We start from the raw sequence: 20490 nt of genomic DNA on the forward strand, positions 1-20490 counted from the left end.
GGCAGCACGGCCGGTCGCTACCCGCGCTCAGGCCTCTGGAACCTCACGCAGCGCGTCGGGCAGGACGTCGCGCAGCTGGGCGCGGGCCGTGACGCCCAGCTTGGGGAAGATCCGGTAGAGGTGGAAGCCGACCGTGCGGGGTGACAGGAAGATGCGTTCGCCGATCTCGCGGTTGGTCAGGCCCGCCGCGGCGAGCCGGGCGATCTGCAGTTGCTGCGGGGTGAGTTCGGACAGGTCCGTCTCCTGGCCGGGGGTGGCGGTGGTGTGGACGCCCGCCGCCCGCAGTTCCGCGAGGGTGCGTTCCGTCCACGGCCGGGTGCCGAGGTTCTCGAAGACCTCAAGAGCGGCGGAGAGCAGGGGCCGTGCCTCGGTGGCGCGTCGGCGGCGGCGCAGCCATTCCGCGTAGTCGAGCCGGGTCCGGGCGCGCTCGAAGGGCCACCGGTCGCCCGTCGGACGGGCGAGCGACCGCTGGAAGTGCCGTTCGGCGTCGTCCGGTTCGGCCAGCAGGGCGTGCGCGCGGTCCACCAAGGCGGCGAGGCGCGGGGACACCTCGCCCTCGGCGTGCCGCCGTCCGGCCGCGTCGAGGACGGCCCGTGCCTCCTCGGCCCGCCCGGTGCGCACGGCGACGGCCGCGAGGTCGGCGAGGTGGTAGTCGGAGGCGTGGAAGTGCAGGGGTTCGCCGTCCTGGGTGAAGACGGCGCGGAACCGGTCGTACGCCGTCGCGTGGTCGCCCTCCGCCTGTGCCGCGGCGCCCAGCGCGTAGTGGGCCCGTACCTGCAGACTGCGGCAGGTGGGCAGGTCCACGCCGTGGACGGCACGCCGGACCGCGGTGCGCGCCGCGTCCGCGTCGCCGCGCAGGGCGAGCAGGGTGGCACCGAGGATGGGCGAGCCCGCGACCACGTTCTCCAGACCGCCCTCGGCCGCCGTGCGGTACGCCTCGTCGAGGGAGGCGCGGGCCGCCGTGCGGTACGCCTCGTCGAGGGAGGCGCGGGCCGCCGTCCACGCGCCGCTCTCGTACTGGGCGAGCGCCAGGGCCTGGGCCACGGTGGCGTTGGCTCCGGCGGTCGGCGACCGGCGCAGGTGTTCCAGCGCGGCGCCCAGGAGCCGGACGGCCTCGCCTGTCTCGTCGAGCACCCAGGCCGCCGCGCCCCAGGTGATCAGCTGGGAGAGGGGCCGGTCCCGTACGGGGCCGCTCTCCTCGTCGGCCGGCGGACGGTCCCGGCCGGTGCCGTCCTGGTCGGTGCCGTCCCGGTCGGTACGGTCCCGGTCGGCGTGGAGCAGGGCGAGGGCCTGGGTCCGGTGACGCAGGGGGTCCGTGCCCGCCAGGATCCACAGACGGTCGCTGTCGTCCTCCTGCACGGGGACGCGTTCGGCGATGCGCACGATCTTCTCGCGGTGCGCGGGCTCCCCCGAGTTGTACGCCGGTGTGGTGGCCGTCGCCAGGGCGTCCAGGGCAAGGACGGGGTTCTCCTCGGTCGCGGCGTCCGCGAGCGGCAGCAGATAGCCGAGCGAGCCCTCGAACTGGGTGGTGACCGCGAGCGCCCAGCCCGCGCGCAGCGAGGCCTCGGCGAGCACGGCGGGGTCCTCGGTGAGCGCGGTGACCCGACCGGTGATCTCGGCGACCCAGCGGGGGTGCCCCGCGTACATCGCCATGGTCGCGGCGCGGACCAGGCGGCGGGCCCGGTCGGCGGGGTCGGGGCTGAACTGGGCCGCGCGTTCCAGCGCGGTGGCGGCGGACGCGTACCCGCCACGGCGCTGAGCCCGGCCCGCGCCGGCCTCCAGTTCCTCGGCGACGCCCTCGTCCACGCCCTCGACGGCGGCGGCGCGGTGCCAGGCGCGGCGGTCCGGGTCGCCGGTGAAGACCTCGGCGAGGGACAGATGGGCCGCGTGCCGTTGTGCGTAGGTCGCCGACTGGTAGACGGCCGAGCGGATCAGCGGGTGCCGGAAACGGAGACGGCCGTCGTCGATGCGGATGAGTCCGGCCCGCTCGGCGGGGTACCAGTCGGCGGGGGTCGTGTCGGGGGCCGCGGCCGACAGGATGAGGGGCAGTTCGGCGGTCTCCGCGGCGGCGGCCAGCAGGAGCAGTTGCCGGGTGGCGGGCGGCAGGGCGGGCAGGTCCTGGGCGAAGATCGCCTCCAGCCGGTCGGTGAGGGGCAGCGAGTCCCGGGCGGCACGCGGGTCGCGGGCCACGGCCCTGGCCAGCTCGACCAGCGCCAGGGGCACCCCGGCGGCCTCGTCGAGGATGCGGGAGCGGGCCCGGCCCGCGGGGGCCTCCGGCTGGAGGTCGAGGAGGCGTCCGGCCGACGCGGCGTCCAGCGGGTCGACGCTCAGCAGCGGGAACTCGCGGGCGAACTGCGCGGGTACGGACTGGTCGCGGGCCGCCACCAGCATCGCGACGGGCTCGCCCTCCAGGCGCCGGGCCACGAAGGCCAGGGTGTCGAGCGTGCCCACGTCGAGCCAGTGGGCGTCGTCCACCACCAGCAGCACCGGGCCGCGTGCCGCGAGGTCGGAGAGGAGGGTGAGCGCGCCGAGGGAGGTGAGCAGCGGATTCTGGGCGCTGTCGGGTTCCGCGTTCTCGTCCAGTCCGAACACGCCGAGCAGGGCGGTCCGTTGACGGGCGGGAAGCTCTTCGGCAAGGTCCAGCACCGGGCGCAGCAGCTGGTGGAGTCCCGCGAAGGGCAGCCCCGACTCGACCTCGCAGCCCGTGCAGCGCAGCACCCGTACGCCGGCTGCGCGGGCGGTCCGGCAGGCCTCGTCCAGGAGGACGCTCTTGCCCGAGCCCGGGCCGCCGGTGACCACCAGCACACCGGTTCCGGGCAGGTCCGTCGCCGACTCCGCCGAGGACAGCCCCTTCACGAGCGCGGTCAGCAGGGTCAGTTCGCGGTCCCTGCCGACGATCCAGGCACCGTCGTCCGTCTCCGCCGCGTGCTTCACGCGTCTCCTTCCGCAGATGTCGTGACCCTCGCCACTCCGGAAGAAATGCCCGACCGTCACACGATATGCACGATTGTCCCGCACGAACCCATTCCCCAGGGCACCGGGTACCCCACGACTCACAGCACCCCCACTGCCCCAGGGCCACGAGGAACCGCGCACCCAGCCCCACGAACCCGCGGCCGAATCCCGTCCGACACCCCACCCACCCCAGGGCCACGAGGAACCGCGCACCCAACCCCCACTAACCCGCACCCGACCCCCGTGCACCACCCCCACCCACCCAGGGGCGCGGGGAACTGCGCGCTCAACCCCCACGAACCCGCACACGACCCCCGTGCACCACCCCCACCCACCCAGGGGCGCGGGGAACTGCGCGACCAGCCCCCACCGACCCGCACCCGACAAGCCCACCGCGGCCCGGGGCCCAAACCCCGCGAACTTGACGCACAACCCCCCACACGCTTTGATCCAAACGTGCCGAGCCCCACAACCCGGCACCCAGAGGTGCGCCCAGCCGGTGGACAAGCTCCGCAGTCCGGCCAAAGTCGCCAGGACCGTCACGGAGTCCGAGGCGGGGCCGCACTCGCGATCGATGGAGCGGACATGCCCGCCAAGCGTGGCCCCCGCACGGGATTTCTCAGGGCCGCCACCGCCCTGGTCGCCCTCGCGGCCCTGGCCTCCTGCTCGTCCGACGGGGACACCAAGGACCCCGCCGACACCACGGGCAGCCCGAACAGCACAGGCAGCGCAGACAGCACGGAGTCGAGTTCCGGACCCGTCCGGCTACCCCCCGTACCCGACGGTTTCGACTACCAGATCGGCGGCGCCTACACCCCGCCGTCCGGCGTCGAGATCGTCGCGCGCGACCGCGGCGCCAAGCCCGCGCGCGGTCTCTACAACATCTGTTACGTCAACGCCTTCCAGGCCCAGCCCGACGAGCTGGACGACTGGCCCGACGACCTGCTGCTGCGGGACAAGAAGGGCGAGGTCGTCATCGACGCCGACTGGGACGAGGCGCTCCTCGACATCGGCACACCCGCCAAGCGCAAGCGCGTCGCGGCCCGGGTCGACCGGTGGATCGACGGCTGCGCGGACAAGGGCTTCGACGCGGTCGAGCCGGACAACTACGACAGCTACACCCGCTCCGACGGCCTGCTGAACGCGGACGACGCGGTGTCCTTCATCAAGCTGCTCTCGCAACGCGCGCACGCGCAGGGGCTGGCCATCGCCCAGAAGAACACCGTGGAGCTGGCGGACCGTCGCTCCGGCGCCGGGCTCGACTTCGCCGTGGTGGAGGAGTGCGGCGCGTACGACGAGTGCGGTGCGTACGCGGACGCCTTCGACGACAAGGTCGTCGTCGTGGAGTACACCGACAAGGGCATGAAGAAGGCCCTGGCGGGCTTCGGCGACCGGCTGAGCATCGTGCGCCGTGACCTGCAGGTGTCGACGCCCGACAGCGACGACTACATCCGCGAGACCGGCTGACCGGCTGACCGGCTGACCGCAGCCCGGTACCGGACGGGTACCCGACGCCCACCGCGGGTCAGTGCTCCAGCAGATCCAGCGCCTGCGCCCAGTGGAACCCGGGCTGTTCGGGTCCGCCGAAGGCGTGCTCCCCGAACCGGACCCCCATCCCGCGCAGCCTCTTCAGGCTGTCCCGATAGGCGGGGTGGGCGGTCAACGCCTCGCTCACACAGGGCAGTACGGAGATCGGCACCCCCATCCCGTACGCCTCGCAGAGCGTGCCGAGGGCGAGCGTGTCGGAGATGCCGGCCGCCCATTTGTTGACGGTGTTGAAGGTCGCGGGCGCCACGGTGACGGCGTCCGGGTCGGGGAACGGGCGCGGATCGCCGGGCGAACGCCAGGCCGATCTGACCGGCCGGCCCGTCCGCGTCTCGACCGCCGGGACGTCGAAGAAGCCCGTCGCCACCGGGGTCGCGATCACGCCGACCTCCCAGTTCCGCTCCTGCGCCAGGGAGATCAACTCGCCGATGCCGTCGGCGACTCCGGCCGCGCAGACGACGACGTACAGGAAGGGTGTCCGGGCCTGTTCAGTCACCCGGGAACCCTACTGAACCGGGAACGATTCCCCGCGCTCCCCCGATGCCCCCGCTCCCCCGCGCTCCGCGTCCGGCCGCGGGCCGAGGATCCGGCGCTCCTTCTCCTCGATCAGTACGTCGTTGATGCTGGCCTCGCGCCGGGTCATCAGGCCGTGCTCGTCGAACTCCCACAGTTCGTTGCCGTACGAACGCCACCACTGGCCGTCGGCGTCACGGCACTCGTACTGGAAGCGGACCGCGATGCGGTTGCCGTCGAAGGCCCAGAGGTCCTTGCGCAGGGCGTACTCCTCCTCGCGCCGCCATTTCGCGGTGAGCAGTTCCACGATCTGGGCGCGGCCGGTGACGAAGGTGTCGCGGTTGCGCCAGACCGAGTCCTGCGAGTACGCGAGGGAGACCTTCAGCGGATCGCGGGTGTTCCAGGCGTCCTCGGCCGCCTGGACCTTCCGTGCGGCGGTCTCGCGGGTGAAGGGCGGCAGGGGCGGGCGGTCGGCGTCGGTCATACGGGGTCCCCTCGGAGTGAGCTCGCCGGTGGGCCGGCACAGGCTGGAGAACGTACGTTCTCCGCGGTCGCTGCTAACGTAGAGAACGGTGGTTCTCACGTCAAGACGGGCCACCGGAACACCGAGGAGTGAGCCGGTACATGGAGAGCGCGGTCGCCAGGGAGCAGGCCCTGGACGCGGCGGAGACCCTGTTCTACGGGCGCGGCATACAGTCCGTCGGCATGGACGACATCCGTGGCGCCTCCGGGGTCTCCCTCAAGCGGCTCTACCAGCTGTTCCCCGCCAAGGAGCAGCTGGTGGTGGCCTATCTGGAGCGGCGCGACCTCCGCTGGCGAGGGCGGCTCGCCGCGTACGTGGACAGCCACGAGGACAGTCACGAGACCGGTCACGCGGACGCACGGCAGCGCGTCCTCGCGGTCTTCGACTGGCTGGGCCGGTGGTTCCGCGAGCCCGACTTCCGCGGCTGCGCCTGGATCAACTCGTACGGGGAGCTGGGCGCCGTGTCGGAGCCGGTGGCCGAGCGGGTCCGCGCCCACAAGCGGGCCTTCGGGGAGTATCTGGGCCGTCTCGTGGACGACGCGGGACTGCCCGCCGAGCTGGCCGGTCAACTGCAGCTGCTGGCGGAGGGCGCGATGGTCACCGCCGCCGTCGAACAGAGCGCGGAACCCGCCGCCCGGGCGGGGCGGGCGGCCGGCGCACTGATCGACTCGTACAGCTCGACCGACCGCTCGACAGACCGCTCGTGCGACCCGAACGGCGTGCCGGCCGGCCATTGACTGACACCCCGCCGGGTTGCAGACTCCAATTGAAGATTCAATGGACGATTGTTCACCAGACGAACGCGGGCGTTCCGTCGCGGAGCGCGTCGCGCGCGTCGCCCGACGGGAAGAGCCGCGCATGACCCTCCATCGTGACCTGCTGATCGGCGGCAAGGACCAGCCCGCGGTCTCCGGCCGCACCGCCGAGGACGTGAATCCCTACAGCTCACAGCTGTACGCCACGGTCGCCGCGGCCGGCGTCGAGGACGTCACCCGGGCCGTGGACGCCGCCGACGCCGCGTTCGAGGGGTGGGCCGCGCTCGGTCCGGCGCAGCGGCGCAAGATCTTCCTCGCCGCGGCCGACCTCCTGGAGTCCCGCACCGAGGACGCCGTACGGATCATGGCGGGCGAGGTGGGCGGCACCCGGCCCTGGGCCATGTTCAACGTCGGTCTCGCCGCGAACATCCTCCGCGAGGCAGCCGCCGCGGTGACCGCCCCGCGCGGCGAGGTCCTGAGCGCCCAGGAGGAAGGCGCCCTGGGGCTCGCGATCCGTGAACCCGTCGGTGTCGTGGCCGCCTTCTCGCCGTGGAACGCGCCGGTCATCCTGGGGGTGCGGGCCGTCGCCGCGCCGCTCGCCGCGGGCAACACCGTGGTGATGAAGCCCAGCGAGGACGCGCCGATCGCCTGCGGTCTGTTCATCGCGGACATCCTGCGCGAGGCGGGCCTGCCCGACGGCGTACTGAACGTGATCACGAACGCCCCCGAGGACGCCGCCGCCGTCGCCGAGGCCCTGGTCGCCGACGAGCGTGTACGGGCCGTCAACTTCACCGGCTCCACGGGTGTCGGCCGGATCATCGGGGTGCACGCGGCCCGGCATCTGAAGCCCGCGGTCCTCGAACTCGGCGGCAAGAACTCGGTGATCGTGCTGGACGACGCCGACGTCGACTACGCGGTCGACGCGGCCGTGTTCTCCGTCTTCATGAACTCCGGTCAGATCTGCATGTCCGCCGACCGGATCCTCGTGCACGAGAGCCTGGCCGAGGAGTTCACGGCCAGGTTCACCGCGAAGGCCGAGTCGCTCGCGTCCGGCGACCCGGCCGATCCGCACACCGTCGTCGGCCCGCTCGTCACCCGGGACGCCGCAGGCCGGGTCGCGGCGCTCGTGGCGGACGCCGTCGCCAAGGGCGCGACCGTCCTCACCGGGGGTGCCGCCCCCGAGGGAGCCGTGCATCCGGCGACCGTCCTGACCGACCTGCCCGAGGAGGCCGAGCTGTACCGCGGGGAGGCCTTCGGTCCGCTCGCCGTGATCAGCACGTTCGCCACGGACGACGAGGCCGTCTCCTTCGCCAACTCCACGGAGCACGGGCTGACCTGCGGGATCATCACCGAGAACGGCACCCATGGGCTCAGGGTCGCCCGCCGCATCCGTACCGGCATCGTGCATGTCAACGACCAGTCGGTCGCCGACGAACCGAACGCCCCCTTCGGCGGGTTCAAGGGCAGCGGGTACGGGCGCTTCGGCGGACGCTGGGGCATCGAGGCGTTCAGCAACACCCGCTGGGTGACCCTGGCCACGCAGCAGGCGCACTTCCCCTTCTAGATCGGACACGGCTCAGGGGTGACTCGTACGGGCGTACTCGGGCAGGTGTGAGGGTGAAACGGCTCGTGCGGGATGAAAAGAGCGAGGCGAGCGTGTTGGAATCCGAGTCGGCAGGAGCCGGCGGCAGTCGGCACGAGCCTGCACGAGTCGTACACGACGACGATCGATGGGATGGATGACATGCCTCTTGAGGGTGAGTACGAGCCCAGTCCCACCCAGTGGGTGCGCGATCAGGTGGAGCTGTACGAGCGCTCCGGCGGTACCGAGGGAACGACGCTGCGGGAGACGGGCCGCCCCGTGATCGTGCTGACCACCCGGGGCGCGAAGAGCGGGAAGATCCGTAAGACGCCGCTCATGCGGGTCGAGCACGAGGGCAGTTACGCGGCCGTCGCCTCGCTGGGCGGCGCGCCCAAGCACCCCGTCTGGTACCACAACGTGGTCGGCGACCCCCATGTGGAGCTGCAGGACGGCCCGACGCGCCAGGACATGACCGCGCGCGAGGTGACCGGCGAGGAGAAGGCCCGGTGGTGGGAGCGGGCGGTCGCCGCCTTCCCGGACTACGCCGACTACCAGAAGAAGACCGACCGCGAGATCCCGGTCTTCGTCCTGGAGCCCGCCGCCGGCCACTGACCGGCCCGAAAAAGGTGTGCATGAACAGGTGAACGTCGGGCACCCGATGTTCAGGTCCCGCCGCGCTCCCCCGTCGCGGCGGGGCCATTTTCGTGTGCGGCTTCCTGTGCGGCCGCGCGGCGCGCCAGCCGGGCGTCGGTCACGTCGAGGAAGATCTGGTCGACCTGCGGGACCAGATTGCGGACGGACGCCTTGATGCGTACGGCGACGAGTTCGACCTCCTCGCTGTCCAGACCGGGCGTCAGGTCGACGCGGGCGGCCACCAGGGTCGAGTCGGGGCCGAGCTGCATGGTCAGCAGGGACTCCACGGAGTCGATCTCGGGCTGCGCCTCCAGCAGGGCACGGATGCGGTTGCTCGACTCCTCGTCGGTGGCCTGCCCGATCAGCTGGTCGCGCGCGTCACGGCCCAGCCGGTACGCCACGTAGACCAGGAGGCAGCCGATGGCGATGGAGGCCGAGGCCTCGTAGACGACCTGGCCGGTGACCATGTGCAGGGCCATGCCGGCGATCGCGAGGAGCACGCCCAGTACGGCGGTGCCGTCCTCGGCGATGACGGTACGCAGCGCCGGGTCACGGATCTCGGAGGAGAAGCCGCCCTGTTTCTGCACCTGGCGGACCGCGCGCAGCAGGGACCCTCCCTCGGCGAAGAGCGCCACGACCAGCACCACGAGCCCCGCGACATATCCGCTGCGGGACTCCGAGGTCTCGCTGCCCAGGGCCTCGAAGCCCTGGAAGAAGGAGAAGCAGCCGCCCATCAGGAAAATGCCCACGGCGGCCAGCAGTGACCAGAAGAAGCGTTCCTTTCCGTAGCCGAACGGGTGACGGTTGTCGGCGGGCCGCCTGCTGCGGCGCAGGGCGGCCAGGAGGAAGACCTCGTTCAGGCTGTCGGCCACCGAGTGCGCGGCCTCCGACAGCAGGGCGGGCGATCCGGCGAACAGGCCGCCCACGGCCTTGGCCACGGCGATCACGAGGTTGGCGGCCAGTGCCACCAGCACGGTGACACGGGTACGGCGGTCCGAAGGGGAGGAAGGCTTACGGTTCACCTCCGCCGAATGCCCCACTCGCCCTGCCTCACACGAGGTGACGGCGGTTTTCGGGGAAGTCGTACGGAGGCCGACGTACGAAAGGGAGACGCTTCATGGGCGATATCAAGGGCACCGGCGAGGGCAACAGCGCGCTCGGGAAGAAGTCCTTCAAGCGGTCGAAGAGCCATTTCGCGGACCGGGTGACGGCCGACGGACGCGACGGCTGGCCGGTCGCGGCCGGGCGCTACCGGCTGGTCGTGAGCCGGGCCTGCCCCTGGGCGAGCCGCGCGGTGATCTCGCGGCGGCTGCTGGGGCTTGAGGAGGCCCTGTCGATGGCGGTCACCGACCCGATCCAGGACGACCGCAGCTGGCGCTTCACGCTGGACCCCGGGGGCCGCGACCCGGTGCTGGGCATCCGCTACCTCGCCGAGGCGTACGAGGCGCGGGAACCGGGCGCCCCGGGCGGTGTCAGCGTGCCCGCCCTGGTGGACGTGGAGAGCGGGCGGCTGGTGACCAACGACTACCAGCAGTTCACCCTGGACCTCGCGACCGAGTGGCGGGACCTGCACCGCGAGGGGGCGCCGGACCTCTATCCGGAAGGGCTCCGCGACGAGATCGACGAGGTCGTGGAGGAGGTGTACGAGGACGTCAACAACGGGGTGTACCGGGCCGGGTTCGCGACCGGCCAGGAGGAGTACGCGGCTGCCTACGAGGGTGTGTTCCACCGGCTGGAGCTGCTGTCGGGGCGCCTCGCGGAGCGGCGGTACCTGGTCGGGGACACGATCACCGAGGCGGACATCCGGCTGTTCACGACCCTGGTCCGCTTCGACGCCGTCTACCACGGCCACTTCAAGTGCAACCGCCACAAGCTGACGGAGGATCCGGTGCTGTGGGCGTACGCCCGTGATCTGTACCAGACGCCCGGGTTCGGGGACACCGTCGACTTCGATCACATCAAGCGGCACTACTACCAGGTCCACGAGGGCATCAACCCGACCCGCATCGTGCCGCTCGGCCCCGACCTCTCCGGCTGGCTGACCGCGCACGGGCGCGAGGAGCTGGGCGGGCGCCCGTTCGGGGACGGAAGTCCGCCGGGTCCCGTGCGCGAGGGCGAGGAGGTGCCGGCGGCGGGCCGGCCCTGAGAGGAGCGGGGCCGCGTATTCGCCGCTGAACTGGACACTCGCCTGGTGTCCCGGACAACAGCTACCGAAGGAGAGCCAGGTGTCGAAGAAGAAGAAGAGTCTGCCCGTCGTCTACAAGCCCGTCGGGTTCCTGCTCGGCTGGACGAGCGGAACCCTCGCAGGACTGGCGTTCCAGAAGGTCTGGAAGATGATCCGCCACGAGGACGACGCGCCCGACGCGCTGGACAAGGACCGCGGCTGGGGCGAGGTGCTGTTCGCGGCGGCCGTCCAGGGCGCGATCTTCGCGGTCGTCCGCAGCGCGGCGGACCGCACCGGCGCGAAGGCCATCGAGCGCTCCACCGGAGTGTGGCCCGGCGACGACAAGGGGGGCCGCGACTGACCTCCCGTACCGTCCAGTACGGTTGGCCTTCCTACAGGTGGCCGACAGTCAGGGAGCCAGTCGTGACGAACCAGGCAGCGGTGGGCGACACCGTCGAGGACTTCACCCTCCCGGACGAGACGGGCACGCCCCGGCAGCTCTCGGAGCTGCTGGGCGAAGGCCCTGTCGTGCTCTTCTTCTATCCGGCGGCGCTCTCCTCGGGCTGCACCGCCGAGGCGTGCCACTTCCGCGACCTGGCCGCCGAGTTCACGGCCGCCGGGGCGCGGCCGGTGGGCATCAGCGGTGACACGGTCGAGCGCCAGCAGGAGTTCACCGAGAAGCACACCCTCGGGTATCCGCTGCTGTCCGACCCGGACGGCAAGGTCCGTGAACTGTTCGGGGTGAAGCGCGGTTTCTCGCTGGCGCCCACCAAGCGGGTCACCTTCGTCATCGCCGAGGACCGGAAGATCCTCGAAGTGGTGCGCAGCGAACTCCGGATGAGCGCGCACGCGGACCGCGCCCTGGCGGCCCTGCGCGCGCACCGCGCCTGAACGACCCGGCCCTGCCTGCGGGCTCAGCGTTGTCCGGACCCGGTCCTGCCTGCGCTCAGCCCTGCTTGGGTGCGGTCGCCGCTTCCAGGCGCAGGGTGAACGAGTGGCCCGACGGGTCGGCGTAACCCCGTTCCTCGTACGGGCCGCCCCCGTCCTTGGCCTCCAGCGCACGCCCGCCCAGGCTGATGACCTTGCGCTCGGCCGCGTCGAGGTCGTCGACGTGGAAGTCCAGGTGCGCCTGGAGCGAGTTCTCGGGGCGCGGCCAGCTGGGCGGGGTCGCGTTCACGTCCCGCCGGAACGCCATCCGCATGCCGTCGGCACCCTGGATCTCCACCCGGTTCGCCGTCGCGTCGGTCTCCTCGCCGTCGAGGAACTCCTTGTAGAACGCGGCGAGTTTCTCGGGCTCGGAACAGTCCAGAACCACGAACCCTGCCACTACCAGTGCCATATCTCCTCCGAAGACCGGTCGAGCGCGAACGGCCCTCCGCCCACTGCTCGTCGACCGGGTACCCCGTCGCGTGGCATACAGCCCGGGCAACAGGCCGCGGCATAGATCATTTACGATCAGGGCAGCCTCGTAGCGCACATCGAGTCAACTTTCGCCTCAGGAAGCGCAGTTCGAGTCAGCGGACGTCACTTTGGCACGCCCGCGCGCAGGAGTGGGGGCCCTGTGAACTCGTCTCAAGGAAGGACGCGAATGCCGCAGGACGTCAGGTTCGACCTCCCCTTCGCCACCCCGGTCAGCGCCCATCTCGACTACGCCCAGTCCCGCCATCTGCGCTGGGTGTGGGACAAGGGCCTGGTGCGCAGCAACGCCGGATTCGAGGAGTACCGGTCCTGGGATCTGCCCCAGGCCGCCGCCCGCACCTACCCCCACGCCTCCGCCGACGACATGGTCGTCCTGATGAACTGGTTCTCGCTGGCCTTCCTCTTCGACGACCAGTTCGACTCGGGCAGGCCCGACCGTGCCGACCGCATAGCGGAGGTGGCGCGGGAACTCATCGTCACCCCGCTGCGGCCCGCGGGCATCACCCCTCGGGTGGTCTGCCCCATCACGGTCGCCTGGGCCGAGGTCTGGGCCCATCTTTCGGATGGCATGTCTCTGACATGGCGTACGCGGTTCGCGGCCTCCTGGGGCCGTTTCCTGGTGGCGCACACCGAGGAGGTCGACCTCGCCTCACGCGGCCTGACCGGCACGCTCGACCTTCAGGAGTACGCGGCGTTCCGTCGCCGCACGGTGGGCATCCACCACAGCATCGACGCCGGGGAGCGCAGCCGCGGCTTCGAGGTGCCCGCCGAGGCGGCGGCGCATCCGCTGATGGAGAGGATGCGGGACCTCGCCGCCGACACCATCGGCTTCATGAACGACATCCACTCCTTCGAGCGCGAGAAACGCCGGGGGGACGGGCACAACCTGATAGCCGTCCTGCACCGGGAGCGCCGCTGCGGCTGGCAGGAGGCCGCCGACGAGGCGTACCGGATGACCTCGGAATGCCTGGCCGAGTACCTCGAACTGGAGTCGCAGGTACCGAAGATGTGCGACGAGCTCGGCCTGAACGAGGAGGAGCGCGGCAGGGTCCGGATGGGCGTCGAGGCGATCCAGCACTGGATCAACGGCAACTACGAGTGGGCGCTGACCTCGGGCCGCTACGCCGCCGACAAGGAAACCCCCGCCTCCCAGGCAGAACTGGCGGGCAAGGGCTCCCTGGACGACCTCCTGGCAGTCTGACAACGATTTCCTGACGCCCCTCTTCAGCACCGCTGAAGAGGGGCCGCCTTTGAGGGGCGCGGGGAACTGCGCGCCCGGCCCCCACGCACCCGCGGACGACACACGACCCGGAACAGGCCGAAGGCCCGCCGCCCGACGAACGGGCAAACGGGCAAACGGGCCTGGGGACTACGGGGCTACGGGGCTACGCGGCGAACTGAACCGGCAACCGGTCCAACCGCGCCTCCCACGTGGACGCGGTAGCCGTGAGCTCCTCCGGAGCGACCGCGAGCCGCAACCCCGGCAACCGATGCAGCAGCACATCGACGGCCGTCTCGATGATCGCCTGCCCGATGTTCTGCCCGGGGCATTCGTGCGGCCCCCCGCTGAACGCCAGATGCGACTGATTGCCGTGCACGGAGACACCCACGTCGGGCCGGATCTCCGGATCGATGTTGCCGGCGGTCAGCCCGAGCACCAGCAGGTCGCCCTCCTGGAGCCGGTGCCCGCCCAGTTCCATGTCCGCGGTCGCGAACCGCCCCGGCAGGACGGCCAGCGGCGGAGTGTTCCACATGACCTCCTCCACGACGGCGGAGATGTTCAACTGCCCGCTGACCAACCCGGAGAGCCGCCCCGCGTCGGTGAGGACCAGTTGCAGCACCCGGGCCAGCAGGTTGCTGGTCGTGGTGTGCGCGGTGATCAGCACCAGCCGCAGATGGTTGACGATCTCGTCCTCGTCGAGGTCGGCGCGGTGCTCCAGCAGCCCGGTGGTGAAGTCGGACCCGGGCTCCACCCGCTTGCGCTCGGTGAGTTCGCCGAGGATCTGCATGATGCGGTCGTTGTGGGCGAGGGCTTCCGCACCACCCTTGATGACCTGCGCGGACGACTCGGCGAGCCGCCGCCCCTCGCTCTCCGCGAGCCCGAACACCCTGGTCAGTACGAGCATCGGCAGGTACTCGGCGTACTCGGACACCAGGTCGGCGCTGCCCGCGTCGGCGAACGCGTCGATCTGCTTGTTCGCGAAGTGCGTGACATGCCGGCGGATGCCGCGGCCCGAGACGGCCTGCAGATTGTCGGTGACGGCGCTGCGCAGCCTGCGGTGCGGCTCGCCGTCCTGCGAGACGCAGTCGGGCCGCCAGCCCACCATCTGCATCAGCGGGGACGCGCTCTCGACGCGGCCCTCCTTCCAGTCCCGCCAGATCCGCGAATCCCGGCTGAACTGGCGGGGGTTGTCGAGCACCCGCCGGTTCTCCCGGTAGCCGAGCACCAGCCAGGCGGGCACGTCGCCCTCCAGCAGGACCGGCGCGACGGGCCCGTGCTCCTTGCGCAACCGCCCGTAGATGCCGATCGGGTCGACGGCCGCCTCGGGCCCGTAGAGCCGGGTGGGGTCCCCTCCCCCGCCGTGCGCGACCGGGCAGCCGCGCGGGGCGTCGGGGCCGTCGTTCAAGGGCTGGTCGGTCATCGCGACTCCAGTGCGACTGCGGAGCGTTCCTTGAGGTGCCGGATCAGCGCGATGAGCACATCACGGCTGGAGGCCCGGTCGCGCGCGTCGCAGGCCACCACCGGGATGTCCGGGGAGATGTCCAGGGCGTCCCGGATCTCCTCGACCGGGTGGTCCTTGGAGTCCGGGAACACGTTCAGGGCGATCACGAACGGAACGTTCTGCCGCTCCATCTCCTCGATGGCCCGGAAACTGGAGGCCAGCCTGCGGGTGTCGACCAGGACCACGGCTCCGAGCGCGCCTTTGAAGAGGCCGTTCCACAGGAACCAGAACCGTTCCTGCCCGGGGGTGCCGAACAGGTACAGCATCAGCTGGTCGTTGAGGCCGATCTTGCCGAAGTCCAGGCTGACCGTGGTCTCCTGCTTGTCCGCCACCCCGATCAGGTTGTCGACGTCGGCGCTGGCCTGGGTCAGCGTCTCCTCGGTGGTGAGGGGCTTGATGTCGCTGACGGACCGGACCATGGTGGTCTTTCCGGTACCGAATCCGCCGGCGATCATCACCTTCACCGAGCGGGCACCGGCCGCGCCGTCGGCCGGGTCGCGGTCGGGATGGTCAAAGCCTTTGAAGTCCACTGAGTACCTCCTCAAGGAGCGCGAGGTCGGGCCCGCGACCGGCGCCTGACGCCGGGATGGGATCACGGGCCTCAACGCGGCCTGCGTCCAGCAGATCGGCCAAGAGCACCGCGAGAATGTTGAAGGGCAGTCCGAGGTGGGCGCCGAGTTCGGCCACCGACAACGGATCACGGCAGCGCCGGAGGATCTCCTCGTGTTCGTGCTGCAGGCCGGGACCGGCCGCCCCACGGGAGGTGATGAGGGTCGCCACGTCTAGGCTCGACGCCGAACCGCCCGGTCCGCTGCGACCGCCCGTGAGGACGTAGTAGCGCTCAAGACCGGACGGGTCCGCGGGTCCACTGGGACCACTCATCCAGAGTGCTCCTCCACTCGCGCAGTGGTGCCGAGGAGCTCACCCATCCTGCGGGCCAGGTCCCTCATCTGGTGGCCGAGGAGGCCCTGGTCGAGCCCTTCCCTGGCCAGGACGCCGAGGTAGGTCTCCACGCCCGCGCGCACCACGAAGAGATGGCCGCCGTCGACCTCGATCATCGCGAGGCGCAGCTGCCCGGCGTACTTGGGGAACTGCTCGGCCACCGGCTGGGCCAGCGCCTGCAGTCCCGCCACCACGGCGGCGAAGCGGTCCACGTCGTCGGGGTCGTCGGCCCCGTAGGAGGTGATGGCCTTTCCGTCGCTGGAGGCGACAAGGGCGAAGCGGATCTCCTTGATGCTCTCGACCAGATCGCGGAGCGCCCAGCTCACGTCGGTTCCCTGTTGCGTCATGAGGACTAGTCGCTCTCTTCCGTGCGGTGCTCTGTGGACTCGGCGCCGGAGGCCGGCTCACGGTCGGGCATCGGCTCACGCCCCGCCGTGGCGAAGGCGGCCAGGCCGGTGAAGGACGCGTCCGGCGGTACCGCGTGCGAGGCGGTGGTGACGGAGTCGTCCTCCTGCACGGCCGCCTTCGGCCGCTCGGACTCGGTTCGCCTGCGGCGCCTGGGCAGACCGCCGGGCGTGGTGTCCCCGGTCTCCTCCGGTTCCGCGGCCGGGTCCGCCGTGTCGCTCCCGACGGCCTCGGTGTCCGGCGCGGCCGTGACCTGGGCGGCCGGGGCGGGCGCGATGACGGCGGCGGGCAGCGGGCTGAAGTACTTGTGAGGTACCACGATGACCACCGACGTACCGAGCCAGGGCGAGTCGGCGAAGGTGACCCTGATGCCGTACCGGCGGGCCAGCACTCCCACCACCCGCAGACCGAGGTGCGCGTCCTCGGACACGCCGCCGATACCGGGGCCGGGGGCCACGCCTTCGAGCGCCTGGAGAGCCTCCTGCTTCTTCTCCTCGCTCAGACCCTTGCCGGAGTCCTGGATCTCGACGCCGACGCCGTTCGGGACCTCCTTGCCCGAGACGATCACGGGCTCGGTGGGCGGCGAGTAGCGCGCCGCGTTGTCCAGCAGATGGGCGAAGATCAGCGTGAGGTGGTCCACCAGACCGCCGTCGACGCCGAGTTCGGGCAGGAACTGCACCTGGACGCGGTCGAAGTCCCTGATCCGGCCGATGCCGCCGCGCACCACACTGAGCAGCCGCTGCGGCTCCTGCCACTGGCGGCCGGGCCGGTCGGTGCCGCCGAGTACGCCGATGCTCGCCGCCAGGGAGTCGGCGGGGCCGAGCTCCTGGTCCAGCTCCATCAGTCCCTGGGCGACGGACGGCAGCCTGCCGTGCTCGCCCTGCATCTCGTGCAGCCGGCCGCGCAGCTTGCTCGTCAGTACGTGGATACGGCTGCCGATGCTGATGACGGCCTGCTCGGCGGAGGTGGAGCGGTCGAGCTCCTGCTCCACACCCATGAGCGCGGTCCTGAGTGCCTTGCGCAGCGCGGCCTGCAGGTCGGCGCCCACTTCGGCGCCCTGGCCGGCCGCGGGCAGCAGGTCGTCGATGGAGTCACCGGCTCTGAGCCGCTCCAGAGCTTCGGGCAGCAGGCCGTCGGCGAGCCGGGCGACCGCGGCGAGCTGGCGGTCCAGCTGTTCCTGCCAGGCCCGGTTCTGCTCGGCGATCCGCGTCTCGTAGGCCGTGGCCTGTTCGGCGAGCTGTGTGTCGTGGGCGGCGCGCTCGGCGGCGTGTTTCCGTTCGAGGCCGGCCACGTGCTGCTGCCACTGCTGGGAGTGCTCGGCCTGCGCGTTTCTGAACTCACTTGCGCTGCTGCGCAGTTGACGCTGGGAGCGGATCAGGAGCCGTACGGTGACGGCGCTCGCGGCCGTGACGACGACGCCGGAGACGATCGCGGGTATTCGGACCTGGTCGGAGCCAACGACCGCGGCGACGACGGTACCGGCCCCTAAAGCCAGTGGCAGCAGCCACCAGCTGTACCAGGGGACCGGTGCCCGCGCCGCCGGTGGCGGAGTGGCAAGTTCCATCTGCATCCTTCAAAGCAACACGATCGAACAGGGGGAAACTCGGGGGGCTGCACTCGTCACGGAGTGGTCGACCCTGTGACAGGCATGCGTGGACAGCGAGTGACGACCGTTTGCTGTTGCGTCAACTCGCCGCACTTCAGGGAACCTTATCGGTTTTGATCTCCACCTGATCACCGTGGCCAGCCCCTCGCCGTGAAGGTCTGGTTACGCTCCCACCAGGCTCTTTGAGTCGACAAATCCGTTGACCAACCACCATGATCCAACTTGGGCGGGGTAAATAGGTGCATACGCCACGGGCCGCTGGCCGGGATCTTCCCCTCTCATGGCCGAGGCCCCGCCGTGAACGACGGGGCCTGCACACGCCCGAGCTATTACCGCGGGTTACTACGATTTGATCACGCCGGGCGGGCGACCAGCTCCCTGCGGACGGGGTCGGTGACACCGAGGCCGGGCGCCGGGGCCAGCGAGAGCACGCCGACCTTGCCCAGGTGGGTGTTGCTCTGGACCAGTCTGGCGGCCTCCGCCGTGTCGGTGAGGGGGTAGGTCTCGGTGAGCGCGGGGACCAGATGGCCGAGGCCGAGGAGACGGTGGACGGCGGCCTGCTCATGGAGGTTGGAGCCATGGCTGCCGATGACGCGCTTGAGCCGCATCCACAGATAGCGGTTGTCGAACTCGTGCTGGTACCCCGTGCTGGAGCCACAGGTGACCACCGCGCCGCCCCGGCGTACGACGAAGACGGAGACACCGAAGGTGGCCCGGCCCACGTGCTCGAAGACGATGTGCGGGTCCTCCCCCGTCGCGGCCCGGATCCGTTTGCCGAGGCGCTTGCCGACGACGGACGGGTCCGCGGGCGCCTCGCCGCCCGTGAGCCCGATCTCCTCCCGGTTGATGACCACGTGACACCCGAGGCGGCGGGCGTACTCCGCCTTGCGTTCGCTGCTGACCACACCCACCGCGATCCCGCCGCCGTTGCGGACGAGTTGGACCGCGTACGCGCCGAGCCCGCCGGCCGCTCCCCAGATCAGGACCACGTCGCCCTGGGTCATCCGGGCGCCCCGGTCGCTGACGAGCATGCGGTACGCCGTGCCCGCGCACAGCGGGTTCGAGGCAGCCTCCTCCCAGGTCAAGTGGGCCGGTTTCGGCAGGAGTTGGCTGGCGCGGGCGACGGCGTAGTGGGCCAGTCCGCCGTAGTTGGTCTCGAAGCCCCAGGCCAGCATGCCGTTGCCGAGCATGCCGTCGGCGTGGGTCGCCGGGTCCTCCTCGTCCACATAGACCGGGCTCACCACGACGTGGTCGCCGACGTGCCATCTGCGCACGCCCGAACCCGCGCGGACGACGACCCCGGACGCGTCCGAGCCGATCACGTGGAACGGCTGGTCGTGCCGGGCCGCCCACCGGTCCTGGCGGCCGAAGTGCTTCAGAAAGGAGAAGGTCGGGATGGGCTCGAACATCGCCGACCAGACGGTGTTGTAGTTGATGCCGCTCGCCATGACGGCCACCAGCACCTCGTTCGGGGCGAGTTCGGGCATCGGTACGTCACCGAGGTGGATCGACTTGCGGACGTCCTTGTCGGCCACTCCGGCGAAACTCTCCACGTCCTCCGCGCGCAGATGGGCGGCGGTGTAGCGGCCGGGGGTGGGGAGGTGTGCCAGTTCCGTGCGGTCGGCTCCCGCGACGACGGCCTGCGCCAGCGCGTCCATGGTGGTTCCTCCTTGGGTGGGGGTCGGCTCGGGTCCGCTCGGACCGGGGGTCAGCTCAGGCCGAGGCCTTGCGCGAGCGTCGGCCAGGACGCCTTGAACTCCTGCCGCCAGTTCGGCCAGGCGTGCGCTCCCCCGCTGTAGAAGTGCACCTGGGCCGGGATGCCCAGAGCGTCCAACTGCGCGGTGAAACGGTGGGCTTGAGCCCAGAGCGTGCCTTCCAGCAGGGCGCCTTCGAGATTGCCGAAGTCACCGCCCGGCAGACCGCTGCCCTGCGAGATGTACAGCCCGGTGCCCTGGAGGGCGCGTGCCTGCGCGTAGGGGTTGTGCCGGTTCCAGTTGTCCCGGTTGAACAGGTAGCTGCCCCACAGGGTCAGCGGGAGCAGCAGCTCCCGGGCGACGATGGCGTTGAGCACGGTCGGCATGCCGAGGGCCGTGGTGTCGAGGATCCCGCTGTACGAGGCCGCCGCGCCGAAGGTGCCGGGGTGCCGTGCGGCGAAGGCCAGGGCGCCGTAGCCGCCGGTGGACACGCCGGCGACGGCACGCTTCGTCCCGGCCCGGAACCTCTGCTGCAGCACGCCCATCAACTCGTCGACCTGGAACGTCTCGTAGTCCGGGGCGCCCGCGCTTCCGTAGTTCCACCAGTCGGTGGGGATGCCGGTGGGCCCCGACGAGGGCATCACGGTGAGGACGTCCTGCCCGGCGAGGAAGTCGACGACGTCCGTCTCCCTGGTCCAGGACGTGTAGTCGTCGTGGGCGCCCTGGAGGAGATACAGGACGGGCCAGGTGCGGTCGGGCTGCGCGGCGTAACCGGTCGGCAGGACGACCCGTACGGGCAGGGAGGCGCCGGCCGCCGGGGAGGCGATCGTGAGGTCGACGGTCCGGGCGTCGAGCCATGTCTCGCCCACGACGGTGGCGGTCGCGGCGGCCTTCGCGAGGGGGGCGGCGGCTTCGACGGGGGCGGCGGGTGCGGGTGCGGCGGCCGTCGGCGGGGCGGTGAGTACGACGCCCGTGCCGAGCAGGGCCGTCGTCACCGCGAGAGCGGCACATCTGCGCTTACGAGTCATGGG

20 protein-coding genes are annotated in these 20490 nt (G+C 71.2%); 8 read left to right on the top strand and 12 right to left on the bottom strand.

Annotated elements, in window-relative coordinates:
* Positions 1–27 precede the first annotated feature (27 nt).
* A complete protein-coding gene (locus ACZ60E_RS39370) occupies positions 28–2934 on the bottom strand; it encodes a helix-turn-helix transcriptional regulator (RefSeq protein WP_469446885.1) in 2907 nt (968 codons plus the stop codon).
* A 606-nt stretch (positions 2935–3540) separates the two neighbouring features.
* On the opposite strand from ACZ60E_RS39370, the gene ACZ60E_RS39375 reads away from it, so the two are divergent.
* On the top strand, positions 3541–4422 hold the full coding sequence (locus ACZ60E_RS39375) for an endo alpha-1,4 polygalactosaminidase (protein ID WP_469446887.1): 882 nt from the start codon (positions 3541–3543) through the stop codon (positions 4420–4422).
* 58 nt (positions 4423–4480) lie between these two features.
* Here ACZ60E_RS39375 and ACZ60E_RS39380 read toward each other — a convergent pair whose 3' ends face one another.
* Together ACZ60E_RS39380 and ACZ60E_RS39385 are read right to left on the bottom strand one after the other, a co-directional pair.
* Complete coding sequence (locus ACZ60E_RS39380) at positions 4481–4996, bottom strand: flavoprotein (RefSeq protein ID WP_469446889.1); 516 nt, start codon at positions 4994–4996, stop codon at positions 4481–4483.
* Positions 4997–5005: 9 nt separating this feature from the next.
* The gene (locus ACZ60E_RS39385; protein ID WP_469446891.1) at positions 5006–5497 is read right to left on the bottom strand and encodes a DUF1348 family protein; all 492 of its coding nucleotides are present in this window, start codon (positions 5495–5497) and stop codon (positions 5006–5008) included.
* A 140-nt stretch (positions 5498–5637) separates the two neighbouring features.
* Here ACZ60E_RS39385 and ACZ60E_RS39390 point away from each other — a divergent pair, with 140 nt between their 5' ends.
* From ACZ60E_RS39390 to ACZ60E_RS39400, 3 genes are all read left to right on the top strand, one after another.
* Entirely contained in the window at positions 5638–6273 is a 636-nt protein-coding gene (locus tag ACZ60E_RS39390; RefSeq protein WP_469446893.1) for a TetR/AcrR family transcriptional regulator, read from the top strand.
* Positions 6274–6394: 121 nt separating this feature from the next.
* The gene (locus tag ACZ60E_RS39395) at positions 6395–7855 is read left to right on the top strand and encodes an aldehyde dehydrogenase family protein (RefSeq protein ID WP_469446894.1); all 1461 of its coding nucleotides are present in this window, start codon (positions 6395–6397) and stop codon (positions 7853–7855) included.
* 180 nt (positions 7856–8035) lie between these two features.
* Positions 8036–8485: a nitroreductase family deazaflavin-dependent oxidoreductase gene (locus ACZ60E_RS39400; protein WP_384802187.1), complete on the top strand. Its 450-nt coding sequence runs from the start codon at positions 8036–8038 to the stop codon at positions 8483–8485.
* A 50-nt stretch (positions 8486–8535) separates the two neighbouring features.
* Here ACZ60E_RS39400 and ACZ60E_RS39405 read toward each other — a convergent pair whose 3' ends face one another.
* Positions 8536–9528, bottom strand: coding sequence for a cation diffusion facilitator family transporter (locus ACZ60E_RS39405; RefSeq protein ID WP_453794274.1), 993 nt, complete (start codon positions 9526–9528; stop codon positions 8536–8538).
* Between the two features lie 95 nt (positions 9529–9623).
* On the opposite strand from ACZ60E_RS39405, the gene ACZ60E_RS39410 reads away from it, so the two are divergent.
* From ACZ60E_RS39410 to ACZ60E_RS39420, 3 genes are all read left to right on the top strand, one after another.
* Complete coding sequence (locus tag ACZ60E_RS39410) at positions 9624–10652, top strand: glutathione S-transferase family protein (RefSeq protein ID WP_469446897.1); 1029 nt, start codon at positions 9624–9626, stop codon at positions 10650–10652.
* A gap of 79 nt (positions 10653–10731) precedes the next feature.
* Positions 10732–11031, top strand: coding sequence for a DUF4235 domain-containing protein (locus ACZ60E_RS39415; RefSeq protein ID WP_366785589.1), 300 nt, complete (start codon positions 10732–10734; stop codon positions 11029–11031).
* A 62-nt stretch (positions 11032–11093) separates the two neighbouring features.
* A complete protein-coding gene (locus tag ACZ60E_RS39420; protein ID WP_210886757.1) occupies positions 11094–11561 on the top strand; it encodes a peroxiredoxin in 468 nt (155 codons plus the stop codon).
* 55 nt (positions 11562–11616) lie between these two features.
* Here ACZ60E_RS39420 and ACZ60E_RS39425 read toward each other — a convergent pair whose 3' ends face one another.
* The gene (locus ACZ60E_RS39425; protein WP_107022308.1) at positions 11617–12009 is read right to left on the bottom strand and encodes a VOC family protein; all 393 of its coding nucleotides are present in this window, start codon (positions 12007–12009) and stop codon (positions 11617–11619) included.
* A 249-nt stretch (positions 12010–12258) separates the two neighbouring features.
* Here ACZ60E_RS39425 and ACZ60E_RS39430 point away from each other — a divergent pair, with 249 nt between their 5' ends.
* Positions 12259–13290: a 7-epi-alpha-eudesmol synthase gene (locus ACZ60E_RS39430; RefSeq protein ID WP_469446900.1), complete on the top strand. Its 1032-nt coding sequence runs from the start codon at positions 12259–12261 to the stop codon at positions 13288–13290.
* Positions 13291–13474: 184 nt separating this feature from the next.
* Here the strand turns inward: ACZ60E_RS39430 and ACZ60E_RS39435 are convergent, their stop codons facing one another.
* From ACZ60E_RS39435 to ACZ60E_RS39465, 7 genes are all read right to left on the bottom strand, one after another.
* Entirely contained in the window at positions 13475–14731 is a 1257-nt protein-coding gene (locus ACZ60E_RS39435) for a cytochrome P450 (protein WP_469446901.1), read from the bottom strand.
* On the bottom strand, positions 14728–15342 hold the full coding sequence (locus ACZ60E_RS39440; protein ID WP_384801954.1) for a GTP-binding protein: 615 nt from the start codon (positions 15340–15342) through the stop codon (positions 14728–14730). Before ACZ60E_RS39440 ends, ACZ60E_RS39435 begins: the two co-directional genes overlap by 4 nt.
* The gene (locus ACZ60E_RS39445) at positions 15323–15694 is read right to left on the bottom strand and encodes a DUF742 domain-containing protein (RefSeq protein WP_384801957.1); all 372 of its coding nucleotides are present in this window, start codon (positions 15692–15694) and stop codon (positions 15323–15325) included. Before ACZ60E_RS39445 ends, ACZ60E_RS39440 begins: the two co-directional genes overlap by 20 nt.
* Positions 15691–16101 (bottom strand): roadblock/LC7 domain-containing protein, encoded by a 411-nt coding sequence (locus ACZ60E_RS39450; RefSeq protein ID WP_384801960.1) that lies wholly within the window; start codon positions 16099–16101, stop codon positions 15691–15693. Before ACZ60E_RS39450 ends, ACZ60E_RS39445 begins: the two co-directional genes overlap by 4 nt.
* A 5-nt stretch (positions 16102–16106) precedes the next feature.
* Positions 16107–17723: an ATP-binding protein gene (locus ACZ60E_RS39455; RefSeq protein WP_469446903.1), complete on the bottom strand. Its 1617-nt coding sequence runs from the start codon at positions 17721–17723 to the stop codon at positions 16107–16109.
* Between the two features lie 395 nt (positions 17724–18118).
* The gene (gene ccrA, locus ACZ60E_RS39460; RefSeq protein WP_469446904.1) at positions 18119–19423 is read right to left on the bottom strand and encodes a crotonyl-CoA carboxylase/reductase; all 1305 of its coding nucleotides are present in this window, start codon (positions 19421–19423) and stop codon (positions 18119–18121) included.
* Between the two features lie 50 nt (positions 19424–19473).
* A complete protein-coding gene (locus tag ACZ60E_RS39465; RefSeq protein WP_469446906.1) occupies positions 19474–20487 on the bottom strand; it encodes an alpha/beta hydrolase in 1014 nt (337 codons plus the stop codon).
* Between the last annotated feature and the right edge of the window lie 3 nt (positions 20488–20490).

Source organism: Streptomyces sp. NPDC102514 (assembly GCF_055584525.1).